This is a genomic window from Ruegeria sp. AP11, from assembly GCF_056535865.1.
The window spans coordinates 2,961,474-2,975,334 of the sequence record NZ_JBQFJB010000001.1; the positions used below are offsets into that span (position 1 = coordinate 2,961,474).

Consider the following 13,861-nt stretch of genomic DNA (forward strand, 5'->3'; position numbering starts at 1 on the left):
ACATATGACCGATCAATTGTGCCGACCGGGCATGCTTGAGAACATTTCAGATGCGCCCTAAGCTCGCTTCCAGATGAATATTTGTATTGGAGTGATCTGATTTTTTAGGGTGTGAGTGATATGTTAACGAGTGTCAGGCGCTTTAACGCGCTTTTGGTTTGTTTTGTTTTTCTTTGCTCGGTGCTGCTTTTGTTGCGGCGTCTCGTTTATCTGACCAAGTCGGGCGGCGGCGGATTTCAGCACGCGGACTGGTTGGTGAACTATTCCAGCGGGATCGTGCGCCGAGGTATCTCGGGCGAGTTCTTTCTATATCTGTCGCAGCTATCGGGGGTCAGTGCCCTGTGGCTGGTCAGTGCGGTTCAGGCCGCTTTGACGTTGCTGTTGATTGGGGTTCTTTTGATCAAGGCGCTGCAACTGAAGATGCCGGACATGGTGGTGATCCTGTTACTCAGCCCAGCGCTGGTGCTGTTCTGGGTCAATGACACCACCTCCGCCTATCGCAAAGAGCTGTTGGGACTGGTGGCGTTTCTGCCGCTGCTGTTTGCCCGGACAAGCGGCCAGTTGGGTGTCGTGGCAGCCGTCGTTATCTACGGTGTTTCCGTCTTCTTTCACGAAGGTAATCTGGTCTTGGCCCCGGGGTTGAGCGCGGCGCTATACCTGCGTTGCAGGCGTGACAGCGTGGTCTTTCCTGTACTGACACTGTGGCTGATCACGTTTGCGGCGGCGGTGTTCTCGGTCATTTATGTCAGCGTGCCCGATACAGATGCCATGTGCGCGCGTCTGGTGGCGGCGGGGCTGTCTGATAGTTTGTGTATCGGGATTTTCCCATGGTTGGTTGACGGATTTGACGGCACGACCTCGGCGGTCAAGGTCATTGTTCTGGATCGCGTCAATATTGCGGTCGTCACCCTGATGACTGTGCTGCTCTTGCTGCCGGGTCTCTGGGCAGCACGCCGGGTTTTGAAGGGGCGTTTTGAATGGGCTGTGTTCCTGTTCTGCGCGGGGACGCCTTTCGTGCTCTACCCGATAGCAACGGACTGGAGCCGCTGGCTGTCGATGCAGGTCTTTGTCATGACCTTCCTGCTGTTGATCCTCGCCGAAACGCGGGCAGGGCTGAGCGCGCCGGTGCACAAGATTACCTACGCGCTGGTTCTGTGTTTCTGCCTGCTGATAGGTATCAATCAGATCGCCCCGGAACCGGTTGGGGGATTCGTTCATAATTTTATGCGTGCAGTAAGTGTCGTGTTGAGTTGAATTGGCCTTAAGGTAAATTGTTTTGAAGAAGTGAACAGTATGTGGGGTGGCGATGTAATTATGCCCGCTTTCTCTACCATAGTGGCGCATCACATAATTTTTCTACGCATGCCTACGGCGATCGGAATAGGGTTGAAGTGTTCCCCAGAGGTGGCATGACAGGATGCAGGGTCACAAGGTTCAATTCGTAGAAGAAAAGCAGCCAGATATGGATCGCGTGGCCGAATTGCTTGGGCAATGCGTCGGTCAAAGCAAGTGGGCCAATCAAGGGCCGCTCTATCACGCGCTGCGGGCGCTGTGTGTTGAACATGTCGACTTGCCGGAGACCTGGGATATTGTGCCGATGACCAATGGGGGCATGGCGCTTGAGGCGCTGGCTGCCCTGCAATCCTGCCGTGCGGGTCGCCCGCTGAAGTGGGTGGCCTCTGCCTATACGTTTCAAAATCTGGGGCGGGGACGGTTCAACGAGGTCCTGTTTATCGATTGTGATGAAACTGGGCGTTTGGACCTGCAGGCGCTCGAGGCTCTGGATCCTGTCAGCTATGATGGAATTATTGTGACCAATCCGTTTGGTCTGCACAGCGATTTCTCGGATTATATGGCCTTTGCGCAGCGAGCCGGTAAGCGGCTTTTGATGGACAATGCGTCGGGCTTTCATACAAGTCTTCCGGACGTTCCATGGCAGGCCATCAGCCTGCATCATACCAAACCCTACGGGCTGGGTGAGGGCGGTCTGGCGATCCTGCCCCGGGATCAGGCTGAACATCTTGTTGAACTGATCAGCTATGGGCTGGATCTGCGTGACGGCCCATATTGGGTCGGAAACAGCAAGATTTCAGACGTGGCCTGTGCTTTCCTGATCGATCGGATCGAAGGCGTTGATCGCTGGGGGCCGCCATCGCTGGAACAACGTGATCGGGTCATCGCAATTGCAACCGATCTGGGGCTGAAACCACTAAGCGCTCCGGTCGGTACAATTCCGCTGACCAGCATTCCCTTTCTCGCGCCTTGCGAGGTGCCCTATGAACGGTTGCTGCATGCGCGTTATCTGACCTTGCAAAAATATTATGTGCCTGCAGCGCCTCTGCCGCGCGCGATGGATATTTTCAGCCGGGTCGTGAACATACCCTGCCACAAGGACGTGGCGCGAATATCCGACGAGGAAATCCGCGAAGACATCCGCCTGGTTTTGGGAGGGTTGGAAATAGCAACGCTTGCCAGCGGATGAGGGCGGCGTAACGCTTTCGTCAAAGGTTCGTCGGCTCTTTCTGGTACACAGGCTCGACGCCGCCCACCGGGTCTCCTCACGTCATCCGCGCGCCACCGGGATCAAAGCGATATGTGCGGTCGGAGGAATAGCCCATGCGGACAGTCTGACCTGTTGTGACGCTGTGTTGGCCGAACAGACGCGCGGTGATCTGGTGATCCTGCGTTCTGGCGATTACATTGGTGTCGCCGCCAAGGTGTTCAACATGGGTGACATGCGCGGTGATCGGGCCATCATCGGACAGGAACAGGTCTTCCGGGCGGATGCCGACGGTGGTGTCTGCGCCTTCACCTAACAGGCTGGCCGGGAAGAAATTCATCGACGGCGCTCCGAGGAACCCCGCGACGAACTGGTTGGCAGGGTTGTTATACAGCTCCATCGGGCTGCCGACCTGTTCAACGCGCCCGTCGCGCAGGACAACGATCTTGTCGGCCAGCGTCATCGCCTCGGTCTGGTCGTGGGTGACGTAGATCATCGAGGCATCAAGCTGCTGGTGCAGATTGGCGATTTCCAATCTAGTGTTCATACGCAGAGCGGCATCCAGATTGGACAGCGGCTCGTCAAACAGGAACAGTTTGGGTTCGCGAACGATGGCACGACCGATGGCGACGCGCTGGCGTTGGCCGCCGGAAAGTTCCGAAGGGTAGCGGTCGATATAGGGCTCAAGGTTCAGCATCTTACTGGCTTTGGCGACGCGTTCTTCGATGACCTGTTTGCTCTGACCTTCCTGTTTCAGCGCCAGCGACATGTTCTTGCGCACGTTCAGATGGGGGTAGAGCGCGTAGCTCTGGAACACCATCGCGATGCCGCGTTTCGACGGAGGGGTGAGGTTCATCAGCTCGCCGCCAATGCGCACTTCGCCCGAAGTCACGTCTTCCAAACCGGCGATCACGCGCAGAAGGGTGGACTTGCCGCAGCCCGATGGCCCAACGAAGACGACGAATTCGCCATCTTCCACCTCGATATTGATATCCTTGAGAACCTCGACGGAGCCGAAGGATTTGTTCACGTTCGTAAGCGTCAGGGCGGTCATGTGTGAGCCTCTTTCAGCGAAATGGGTTGGCCGGTGCGGATGCTTTCGTCCGCGGCCAGACAGATGGCCAGCGATTGCACGGCGTCGTTCATGTGGCGGGTCAGGTCGATATCCTCGGCGATGGCGCGCAGCATATAGGCTTGCTCAGCATCGCAGAGCTCCTGATGGCCGGGCTCGTCGGGCATATCGATTTGAGTATCACCTTCCGGGCGATGGATCAGAAGGCCACCGACCTTGGTGTGGCCGTCGATATCCGCCGATGCGCCCTTATTGCCATCGGTGATCGAGACCGAGCCATTGGGCGAAACGATGTCTTTTACGAAGAACGCAGTCTCGGACATCATCGGGCCCCAACCGGCCTCATACCAGCCCACAGAGCCATCCTTGAAGACCACCTGAAATTGGCCGTAGTTGTACATGTCTTCGGCGATCTCGTTGCTCAGGCGTAGGCCCATGCCGTGGACGCGCACGGGGTCGGAGTCAGTGATCTGGCACATCACGTCGACATAATGGACGCCGCAATCGACGATGGGAGAGGTGGTCTGCATCAGCGCCTTGTGCGTTTCCCACTCGGCCCCGCTGCTTTGCTGGTTGAGGTTCAGGCGGAACACATACGGCCCGCCAAGACCGCGCGCCTCGGATATCAGGCGCATCCATGAGGGGTGATGCCGCAGGATGTAGCCGATCACCAATTTGCGGTTGGTCTCGATAGCTTTCGAAACAACGCGCTTGGCATCGGCCACGGTGGTTGCCAGTGGTTTTTCCACGAACGCATGTGCCCCGGCTTCCATTGCCGCGCAGGCGAAATCGGCATGGCTGTCGGAATAGGTGGCAACCACCACCAGATCGGGGTTCGTCTCTGCCAGAGCAGCGTGAAAATCGGAATAGGCCGGATAGGCTGACAGATCAGGATGATCCACACGGCCGGAGCGGTTCACCAGTCCAACAATCTGCGCGTCCGGATGATTGTGATGGGCCAGGGTGTGGCTCAGGCCCATATTGCCGAGGCCGGCGATCAGAACACGGGTCATTTGACAGCTCCTGATGTGATGCCCCGGATCAGCTGGCGCGAGAAGATGACGTAGAGCACCAGCACCGGCAGGATTGCCATGCTGAGCGCCGACAGAACCGCGTTCCAGTCGGTGACGAACTGGCCGATGAAAACCTGGCTGCCCAGCGTCAGGGTTTTGGTCTCTTCAGATGGGGCGAGGATCAGTGGGAACCAGAGGTCGTTCCAGATCGGGATCATGTTGAACACAGCGACCGTCGCCATGGCCGGGCGGACCAGCGGCAGGACCAATCGGAAGAAGATCGTGTATTCTGACAACCCGTCGACGCGACCTGCGTTTTTCAGATCGTCCGAAACCTGCCGCATGAACTCGGACAGGATGAACACAGCCAGCGGCAGACCTTGAGCGGTATAGACAAGGATCAGGGCCCAGAGGGTGTTCACCAACCCGGTTGCGACCATCATCTCAAGTATTGCAACGGTGCCGATGCGGATCGGGATCATGATCCCAAGCGCCAGATAGAGGCCCATCAGGGTATTGCCCTTGAACTTGTACTCGCTCAGCGCAAAAGCAGCCATTGCGCCGAACAACAGAACAAAAGCCAGCGATACCACGGTCACGATCAGCGAGTTCTGGAAGTAGAGGAAGAAATCCCCTTGTTTCATCACCGTCTGGTAGCCGATCAGCGAGAAGCTTTCGGAATCGGGCAGGGCGAGTGGCTCGCGGAAAATCGAGCGGCGCGTTTTGAAGCTGTTGATGATGATCACGAAGACCGGGAAGAGGGCGATCAATGTGTAGAGGATCAGCGCCCCATGCATGGCGGCCGTGTTCAGCGGGTTATGGCGTGCTTTGTTCATCCGGCGATCCTCACAGCTGATACCGGCGCATCCGGGTCTGGATGCCGAAGAGGTAGATACAGACACCCACAAGGATGATGGCAAACATGGCGCCAGCGATGGCGGAGCCCATATGCGGGTCGCCCAGTTGCAGCTGGAAGCCAAAGAAGGTGCGGTACATGAAGGTGCCCAGAATATCAGTTGAGAAATCCGGCCCTGCCAGCGCGCCTTGCGAGACGTAGATCAGGTCGAATGCGTTGAAATTGCCTACAAAAGTCAGGATTGAGATGATTCCGATTGAAGGAATGATCAACGGCAGTTTGATCTTCCAGAATGCCGAGGCTCCGGTGATGCCGTCTATTTCTCCGGCCTCAAGGATCTCTTCGGGGATCGACAGCAGGGCGGCATAGATCAACATCATCGGGATGCCGACGAATTGCCAGACCGAGACAAGTGCCAGTGTCGTCAGCGCGTATTCTTCCTTGCCCAGCCATGGTGCAAACAGAGACTTAAGACCAACTGCGTCCAGCATCGAAGGTGCAATGCCCCAAAGCGGGGACAAGATTAATTTCCACGCGAATCCGACAATGACAAAGCTCAGAATGGTCGGAATGAAAATCGCGGACCGGTAGAGCGCTGCAAACCGCAGGCGGGGATGCGAAAGTAGTGCAGCGAGTGCGATGCCAATCGGGTTCTGCACCAGCATGTGGATCAGGAAGAACCAGAAGTTGTTGCCCAAAGCGTTCCAGAACTGCTCGGACCAGATTGGATCGAAGAATAGGGTGCGGAAATTCTGCAGGCCCACGTAGATACGTGTCTGATCGACCTCGGTGAACAGTGCGAGGCGCAGAGTGTTGAACAAGGGGAAGATCATCACCGCCGTATAGACCAACACCGCAGGGGCGAGGAAAACGGCAATGTGCCAGCGTATGCGGCGGGTCTGCATGGGAATCTCCGGGGAAAAAGGTTCGGACGCGACGCGGTGGCCGCGTCCGGTGTGAGTGGCCTGGGTGTTACTGATGCGGTGCGTACCAGCTGGCCAGACCGTCTTGCAGTTGCTGACCCAGCGCTTCGGGTGTCTCGGCACCCTTGATGGCTGCAACGGATGCACCCCAGGTCTCGTTTTCCAGGTTCGGCGTGCCGCGCGACAGGATTTGGTAGGTCGAGCGGATCGTGCTTTCGCATTCCTCACGCCAGCCGACGATTTCCTTGGCCAATGGGTCTTCCAATTCAACCGGAGTGCTGGAGAGCGGGAAGAAGCCGGGCAGGGCATTGCCAAAGATGCTGGCGAATTCGGGGCTGGCGACCCAGGCCAGGAAGGTGCGTGCAGCTTCCTGATTTTCGCTCGCGGCGTTCATACCGATGCCGATATCGGTGTGATCCGAGATATAGCAGGTGTCGCCCGCGTTCTGGACTGGCGGCTTGAATGCGCCCATTTCGAAATCGGCCTGTGTATTGAAACCCGAAATCTCCCAGCTACCTGCCGGATAAACCGCGGCGCGGCCCAGCGTGAACAGATTCTGGCTGTCGGGATAGGTCTGTGCCTCATACCCGTCACCGAGATAGTCGGCCCACTTGGCGAGGGTCGCATATGGCGCAACCCACTGAGGATCGGTCAGCTTTTGCTCGCCCTTGATCAGTGCCTGACGGCCTTCTTCACCCTTCCAATAGTTCGGGCCGATGTTGTTATAGCCCATTGTCGCGGCTTCCCACTGATCATTGGTGCCCATCGCCATCGGGATATAGGTGCCGTCTTCTTTGATCTTGTCCAACGCGGCAAAAAACTCCGCTTCGGTGGTGGGGGCTTCGATGCCCAACTCGTTGAAGGCGTCCTTATTATAGATAAAGCCGTGGATCACCGACGCCATCGGTACGCAGAAGCTGGCCGATCCGTCATCTGTCTGCCATGCTGATTTCGCAACGTCCGAGAAATTGCCCATCGCCTCCAGATCGGACAGATCGGTCAGATGTCCGCCTTCATACAGCGCCAGCGAAGCATCAAACGGGCGGCACGTGATCAGATCACCAGCCGATCCGGCCTCGAGTTTCGAGTTCAGCACGGCGTTGTATTCAGCCGGAGCGGAGGGTGAGAAGATCACTTTGATGCCGGGGTGCTCGGCCTCGAACGCCGGAATGATCTTTTCCTGCCACAAGGCCAGATCGTCGTTACGCCAGCTTTCGATGGTCAGCGTGGCCTCTTGCGCATAGGCGCTTGTGACCAGCGCCGTGCTCATTAAGGCAAGGCTCAGAACTTTGCGTGTCATTTGGTGTCTCCCAGGTTGATGGTTTCTTGGTTTTGCATAATTCGCTCCAGCGCAGGGCGGAGGTGATCATTGGTGTCGCGCAGCATCGCCTGCGCTGCGTCCCGTGTCGCAGCGCCCGCCGCCAGCAGGGCCGCGCACTTTAAGTTGCCATCCGCTGCCGTCAGCGCCGATGCGGCCAGTTCGGGGCGGACGCCCGTCAATTGGCACACGATTCCGTTGGCGCGGGCGCGCAGCTTGTCATTGTCTGCGCGCAGGTTGATCATCATGCCGTCCTGAATATGCCCCAGTTGCATTGCCATCAGGGTCGACAGCATGTTCAGCGCGATTTTCTGCGCGGTGCCTGCCCCCATCCGGGTCGATCCGGAAACCAGTTCGGGTGGCGTTGGCAAATGGATGGCGTGATCCGACAATTGCAAAAGCTCGGTTCCCGCGTTGTTGGCGATTCCGATGACTGTAACGCCCTTGTTACGTGCGATCCGGGCGGCTGCGATGGTGTAGGGGGTTGTCCCGCTGGCCGAGACGGCGATCAGCGTGTCCTTGGTGGACAGATCGGCAAGTTCATCCGATAGGGTGGCCGAGATATCCTCGACACCTCCGGGCATTTCCACACCGGACGGCAGGCCACCAGCCATGTGAATGCGAATTTGGTCAGCGGGGATCGAGAATGTACCGCCAAGCTCCAGCGCGTCCGCTGCAGCCATCAGACCGGAAGAGCCCGCAGCCAGGTAACGCAGAATGCCACCTGCCCGGATTGTTTCGGTCATGGCGAGCGCTCCGGCGCAGATTGGTTCCGCAGCGGTCAAAGGCGCAGAGGCGGCGGCGGCCTGGGATTGAGCCAGAAGCGCGGCAACTTCCGCCAGCGGGCGTGCGTCGAGTCCGATCGCATCCTGATGCAGCTGTTCTGTCACTGGTGTGTTCAAGTGATTCTCCCCCGGTGTCTCAGTATCATACCTTTTAGATACCATTAGTCTACCATTTTATTTTAGGCGCCATATTTGGGGAATAATTGCAGCTTTGGTTTCATTTGGGTCTTCTAAATGTGAAAAAGGTATTGTAAAGGTATTTTCATGACTCTTTCTTCCGATACACTTGCTCTGGCAGTCGATGGGGGTGGCACGCGGTGTCGCCTTGCGTTGTCTACTGGTGGGCGGGTCTGGCAGGTCGAAGTCGGAGCGGCGAATGTGTCGACTGATTTTGAAGCCGCCTGCGCCGAACTGATGCGGGGCCTTACTGCCGTTCGAGGTCAGGCCGGTATTGACCAGATTCAAATTGCCAAGGTGCCCGCGTATCTGGGGCTGGCAGGGATCACCGGGCCGGTCATTGCGGATCGCCTTGCACAGGCGCTGCCATTTGCGCATGTGCGGATCGAGGATGACAGGCCGTCGGCCCTGCGCGGGGCGTTGGGGCCGGATGACGGGTTTGTGGCCCATTGCGGCACCGGGTCATTCCTGGCGGCGCAGCGCGATGGGCGCGCGCGTTTTGCCGGGGGCTGGGGGCCGGCTCTGGGGGATCAGGCCTCGGCCCAATGGGTTGGTCGGCAGGCATTGTCCCGCGTGTTGGACTGTGCCGATGGGCTGTGTGCATCGTCCGAACTGACGGCGCAGCTTTTGTCTCGGTTCAACGGGACGGCTGGCATCGTCGAAGCCGCCTCCGTCCTGTCCCCGACTGAATTCGGCGCTCTGGCACCTGTCGTTACACATCTTGCCGGGCAGGGGGATGAACATGCGGCGTCAATCATGCAGGCGGGCGCGGACTATTTGCGGGATCGGATGGAAAAGATGGGCTGGGCACCGGGCCTTCGGATCTGTCTGACCGGGGGAATCGGGCCGCATTATGCCGCCTATCTGCCAGACCCCATGCGGCGGGACTTGATACAGCCATCAGGTGACCCGCTGTCGGGTGCAATCGCGCTGGCCCACGCCTTCAAGGAGGAGATCGAACATGAGCGTTGCTGATTTCCTGAGGCCCGAAGGTTGGTTGGGACAGACCGCCGGTCCGCGTTATGTGCAGTTGCGTCAACGGCTTGAGCAGGGGATCGCGGAAGGTATTCTGCCGCCCAACAGCTCGCTTCCGCCCGAGCGTGAGATCGCAGAAATCACCGACTTGTCCCGTGTCACTGTGCGCAAGGCCATTCAGGAGCTGGTGCGCAAGGGTACGATCGAACAGCGGCAGGGCTCGGGTTCATTCGTGCGGGAACCGGTCACGCGGGTCGAACAGTCGCTGTCGCACCTCACCTCGTTCACCGAGGACATGGAGCGGCGCGGGTTCGAGACGACCTCGACCTGGCTGGAGCGGGGGATATTCCTGCCGTCGCCGGATGAGATGCTGGCGCTGGGCCTGTCGGCCAATGATCAGGTCGCCCGCATCCACCGTTTGCGCGCCGCCGGAGGGCGCCCGATGGCGTTGGAACGCGCGGCGCTGCCGCTGGATATCCTGCCCAACCCGACCGAGGTCACAGGTTCGCTCTATGCGTTTCTGGAACAGTCGGGCCATCGCCCGGTGCGCGCGATCCAGAAAATCTCGGCCATCAACCTGGAAGCCCCCGAGGCGCGCCTGCTGGAGGTTGCCGAAGGTACCGCCGGGCTGCGCATTCAGCGCACGTCCTACCTGGAAAGCGGGCGTGTCGCGGAACTCACCCGATCCATCTATCACGGCGATGCCTACGATTTCGTGGCAGAGCTGCGTCTGTCAAACTGAAAGGCCGCGTGCGATGTCCGCTTCAAACACGCAAATGCGTCATGAAATCAACGAGATACCGCACGCGGTTGATCGTCTTTTGACCAATGGTGCAGAGACAATCGAACAGGCTGCGAAAGCGGTCCGGGCGCATGATCCAAGTTTTCTGATCTCGGTCGCGCGGGGGTCATCCGATCATGCCTGCAGTTATCTGAAATACGCTTCGGAACTGTTGCTGGGGCTGCCAATGGCTTCGGTCGGTCCAAGCGTCAAATCGATCTATGGTGTGGATATGCGTTGCCCCGGCGCGCTGTGTATCTCGGTTTCGCAATCTGGCCAAAGCCCCGATATCGTGCGCTTGACCCAATCGCTGACGCAGGGCGGAGCCTATTCGGTTGCGATTACAAACAACACGGAATCGGCGCTGGCAGGTGTGGCCTCGGCCGCGCTGCCCATCCATGCGGGGCCGGAACTGAGCGTGGCGGCGACCAAGACCTTCGTCACTTCGCTGGTTGCAGGGCTGTGGCTGCTGGCTGAGGTGAAGGGCGATGGTGCATTGCTGTCGGCGATCCGCAAGCTGCCCGAAGATCTGGCGCAAGCCATCACCTGTGATTGGGGCAGTGTGGTCGAGGCGATCAACGGCCAGTCGCTGTATACGTTGGGGCGTGGGACATCCTGGGCCATTTCGAACGAGGCCGCGCTGAAATTCAAAGAGACCTGCCAGATTCACGCCGAAAGCTATTCGTCCGCCGAGGTGCTGCACGGGCCGGTCTCCATCGTGGATCAGGGCTTTCCGGTGCTCGCGATTTCCTCGGGCGACGCGGCCGAGGCCAATATTGCCGAGGTTGCCGACGCGCTGGCCGCCAAAGGCGCGAAGGTCTTTGCAACGACCGACCGCGTGAAGGATGCGGTCTCGTTACCGCATGTCCGGACAGCGCATTGGATGACCGACCCCGTTGCGTCGATCGCGTCTTTCTATGGCATGGTCGAAACCGTCGCCACGGGTCGCGGCATCAATCCCGACACCCCGCGCCACCTGCGCAAAGTGACGGAAACGGTATGAGCGTGCCGACCATCACCTTCGCGGGCGGCCCGATCTTTGACGGAGAGGCCCTGTTTGCCGACCACGCCGCACGGTTCGTCGATGGTGTGCTTGATGCAATCGTGCCGAGGGCCGATCTGCCGTCTGACACCGAGATCGAGGACCTTTCCGGCGATATCCTCAGCCCCGGTTACGTCGATCTGCAAGTGAACGGTGGGGCCGGTGTGATGTTCAACGATGATCCCTCGGTCGCAACCCTGCAGCGGATCGCGGAGGCGCATCGCGGATTGGGGGCGGTGTCGATCCTGCCGACGCTGATCACCGACACGCCCGAAAAAACCACCGCCGCCATTGAGGCCGCGACCGAGGCTGCTCAGCGTGGGGTTCCCGGCATTGCGGGCTTGCACCTTGAAGGGCCGCATCTTTCAGTCAAGCGAAAGGGGGCACATGATGGTGCCCTGATCCGCCCGATGCAGGATCGCGACCTTGACCAATATCTGGCGGCGGCCCGCGCGTTGCCCGCCCTCATGATCACTCTGGCGCCCGAAAATGTGACGGTTGATCAGGTTGAGGCTCTGACCCGGGCCGGTGTAATCGTCTCACTTGGCCACACCGATGCGCCCTTCGACATTTGTATGGCTTATGCAAAGGCTGGCGCGCGCTGCGCGACACATCTGTTCAATGCGATGAGCCAGTTTGGCAGCCGCGAACCCGGTCTGGTCGGCGCGGTCTTGTCCAGCGGAGACCTTTCGTCCGGTTTGATCGCGGATACCGTGCACGTCCATCCTGAATCAATGCGCACCGCTTTTGCAGCCAAACGCGGCCCCGGTCAGATTTTCCTTGTCAGCGACGCGATGGCCGTCGCAGGCACTGATCTGCAGGAATTCCGCTTGGAAGGGCGGCTTATCCGTCGAGAGCAGGGCAGGTTGACGCTGCAGGATGGCACACTGGCCGGGGCCGATCTTGACCTGACCACAGCGGTCAGGGTGCTGACGCAAGAGGTGGGTGTTCCCTTGGCCGATGCATTGGCTGCGGCCACGAGCGTTCCCGCCCGGTTGATCGACGCTGATCCCGCACCCATGACGCTCGGAGACACAATTCGGATTGCCCCTGACTTAAGCAAAGCGCGTCCGGTTTAATCCAGCGCAATTTCCTGACGCTGTTTTCCGGTCGTCTTGTCGAAGATCAGGATGCGATTGTCGTCGGTCACAACCGCATACCAGTTGCCGCCGATGGTCAGGGCCTGAGCGCGTGCGCCATCGGGCAATTCGATCTGATCCGGCAGGGTCGGGGTGCGGTCCGATAGGCGGATGACAATCAGGGCAAATGTCACTAGAACCCCGCCAATCATTACCGCGGTCAACAGCATGACCATGCGCCGCAGCAGTCGCAGCTGCGGTGTTTCCTGCGGTTCCTGAGGTTCGGAAGGGACAGTCATGGGCACCCGCCTGATAGAGTTTCACATTGCGGCCGCTCCGCCGCCCCGCCTTGATAAGGCGCTTGCGCGGGATGTGCCAGCGGAAGAGAACCTGTCGCGCACCCGGCTGACCCGCCTGATCGGCGATGGCGCGGTGACGGTCAATGGTTCGATTGTCAATGACCCCAAGGCCCGGATTGCCGAGGGTGCGCAGGTCGGGATCACCGTGGCCGAGGCCGAAGACAGCCATATCGGCCCCGAGGATATCCCGCTGGATGTCGTCTATGAGGATGATGACCTGATTGTGATCAACAAGCCTGCGGGGATGGTGGTGCATCCTGCGCCGGGCTCTCCGAACGGGACGCTGGTCAATGCGCTGCTGCATCACTGCGGCGATGATCTCTCGGGTGTGGGGGGCGTCAAACGTCCGGGTATCGTGCACCGGATCGACAAGGAAACCAGCGGCCTTCTGGTGGTAGCCAAGTCGGACGCGGCGCATCATGGGCTCGCCGCTCAGTTCGAGGCGCATAGCGTCGAACGCTATTACCGGGCCGTTTGCTATGGTGTGCCCGATGCCAATGATCCCCGCTTGCGGGGGATAAAAGGTGTCAGTTTTGAGCCGGGCAACATCATGCGCCTGACCACGCAACTGGCGCGGCACAAAACCGACCGGCAAAGGCAGGCCGTGCTGTTTCACGGTGGCCGCCACGCAGTGACGCGGGCGCGGATCGTTGAGGTTTTTGGCGCGCCCGGAGGCATCTCGTTGATCGAGTGCTGGCTTGAGACCGGCCGTACCCACCAAATCCGGGTCCACATGGCCCATGCGGGGCACAGCCTGATCGGCGATCCTGTCTATGGCGGCAAACGCAAACTGGCCGCACGCGCCTTTGCGCCCGAGGCCGCCGAGGCCGTGCGGATCTTCCCGCGGCAGGCGCTGCATGCTGCCGTTTTGGGCTTTGAACACCCGGTCTCGGGTCAGATGCTGCGCTTTGAGGCGCCGCTGCCCACGGATATGGAAGACCTGCTTACCGCGTTGCGGGAGCCAGTGACATAAAACGCAAA

Annotated in this window: 14 protein-coding genes; 7 read left to right on the forward strand and 7 right to left on the reverse strand. The window is 59.4% G+C overall.

Annotation, left to right across the window (positions count from 1 at the left end; all coding sequences use genetic code 11):
• Positions 1–192 precede the first annotated feature (192 nt).
• Both ACR3E4_RS14810 and ACR3E4_RS14815 read left to right on the forward strand, forming a co-directional pair.
• Positions 193–1,254 (forward strand): hypothetical protein, encoded by a 1,062-nt coding sequence (locus ACR3E4_RS14810; protein ID WP_480532994.1) that lies wholly within the window; start codon positions 193–195, stop codon positions 1,252–1,254.
• A 163-nt stretch (positions 1,255–1,417) separates the two neighbouring features.
• Positions 1,418–2,482 (forward strand): DegT/DnrJ/EryC1/StrS family aminotransferase, encoded by a 1,065-nt coding sequence (locus ACR3E4_RS14815; protein WP_480532992.1) that lies wholly within the window; start codon positions 1,418–1,420, stop codon positions 2,480–2,482.
• A gap of 76 nt (positions 2,483–2,558) precedes the next feature.
• On the opposite strand, the gene ACR3E4_RS14820 is transcribed toward ACR3E4_RS14815, so the two are convergent.
• From ACR3E4_RS14820 to ACR3E4_RS14845, 6 genes are all read right to left on the reverse strand, one after another.
• Entirely contained in the window at positions 2,559–3,554 is a 996-nt protein-coding gene (locus tag ACR3E4_RS14820; protein WP_480532990.1) for an ABC transporter ATP-binding protein, read from the reverse strand.
• On the reverse strand, positions 3,551–4,585 hold the full coding sequence (locus ACR3E4_RS14825; protein ID WP_480532988.1) for a Gfo/Idh/MocA family protein: 1,035 nt from the start codon (positions 4,583–4,585) through the stop codon (positions 3,551–3,553). Before ACR3E4_RS14825 ends, ACR3E4_RS14820 begins: the two co-directional genes overlap by 4 nt.
• Positions 4,582–5,421 (reverse strand): carbohydrate ABC transporter permease, encoded by an 840-nt coding sequence (locus ACR3E4_RS14830; RefSeq protein WP_480532986.1) that lies wholly within the window; start codon positions 5,419–5,421, stop codon positions 4,582–4,584. Before ACR3E4_RS14830 ends, ACR3E4_RS14825 begins: the two co-directional genes overlap by 4 nt.
• 10 nt (positions 5,422–5,431) lie before the next feature.
• Positions 5,432–6,346 (reverse strand): carbohydrate ABC transporter permease, encoded by a 915-nt coding sequence (locus ACR3E4_RS14835; protein ID WP_039534942.1) that lies wholly within the window; start codon positions 6,344–6,346, stop codon positions 5,432–5,434.
• Between the two features lie 67 nt (positions 6,347–6,413).
• Complete coding sequence (locus tag ACR3E4_RS14840; protein WP_480532984.1) at positions 6,414–7,664, reverse strand: ABC transporter substrate-binding protein; 1,251 nt, start codon at positions 7,662–7,664, stop codon at positions 6,414–6,416.
• Positions 7,661–8,584, reverse strand: a complete 924-nt coding sequence (locus ACR3E4_RS14845; RefSeq protein ID WP_480532982.1) for an N-acetylmuramic acid 6-phosphate etherase — start codon at positions 8,582–8,584, stop codon at positions 7,661–7,663. The genes ACR3E4_RS14840 and ACR3E4_RS14845 overlap by 4 nt, the downstream gene beginning before the upstream one ends.
• A 147-nt stretch (positions 8,585–8,731) precedes the next feature.
• On the opposite strand from ACR3E4_RS14845, the gene ACR3E4_RS14850 reads away from it, so the two are divergent.
• The 4 genes from ACR3E4_RS14850 to nagA are packed head-to-tail and all read left to right on the forward strand — an operon-like array spanning position 8,732 to position 12,521.
• Complete coding sequence (locus ACR3E4_RS14850; protein ID WP_480532980.1) at positions 8,732–9,619, forward strand: glucosamine kinase nucleotide-binding domain-containing protein; 888 nt, start codon at positions 8,732–8,734, stop codon at positions 9,617–9,619.
• Positions 9,606–10,361 (forward strand): GntR family transcriptional regulator, encoded by a 756-nt coding sequence (locus ACR3E4_RS14855; protein ID WP_480532978.1) that lies wholly within the window; start codon positions 9,606–9,608, stop codon positions 10,359–10,361. Before ACR3E4_RS14850 ends, ACR3E4_RS14855 begins: the two co-directional genes overlap by 14 nt.
• Before the next feature lie 13 nt (positions 10,362–10,374).
• Entirely contained in the window at positions 10,375–11,403 is a 1,029-nt protein-coding gene (locus ACR3E4_RS14860) for an SIS domain-containing protein (protein ID WP_480532976.1), read from the forward strand.
• Positions 11,400–12,521 (forward strand): N-acetylglucosamine-6-phosphate deacetylase, encoded by a 1,122-nt coding sequence (gene nagA, locus ACR3E4_RS14865; protein WP_480532971.1) that lies wholly within the window; start codon positions 11,400–11,402, stop codon positions 12,519–12,521. Before ACR3E4_RS14860 ends, nagA begins: the two co-directional genes overlap by 4 nt.
• Here nagA and ACR3E4_RS14870 read toward each other — a convergent pair.
• Positions 12,518–12,820 carry a DUF6476 family protein gene (locus ACR3E4_RS14870; RefSeq protein WP_480532969.1) on the reverse strand — a complete coding sequence of 101 codons (303 nt, stop codon included), beginning with the start codon at positions 12,818–12,820 and terminating at the stop codon, positions 12,518–12,520. The genes nagA and ACR3E4_RS14870 overlap by 4 nt on opposite strands.
• Here ACR3E4_RS14870 and ACR3E4_RS14875 point away from each other — a divergent pair.
• The gene (locus tag ACR3E4_RS14875) at positions 12,819–13,853 is read left to right on the forward strand and encodes an RluA family pseudouridine synthase (protein WP_480532967.1); all 1,035 of its coding nucleotides are present in this window, start codon (positions 12,819–12,821) and stop codon (positions 13,851–13,853) included. The two genes, ACR3E4_RS14870 and ACR3E4_RS14875, sit on opposite strands and share 2 nt — an antisense overlap.
• Positions 13,854–13,861: the final 8 nt, after the last annotated feature.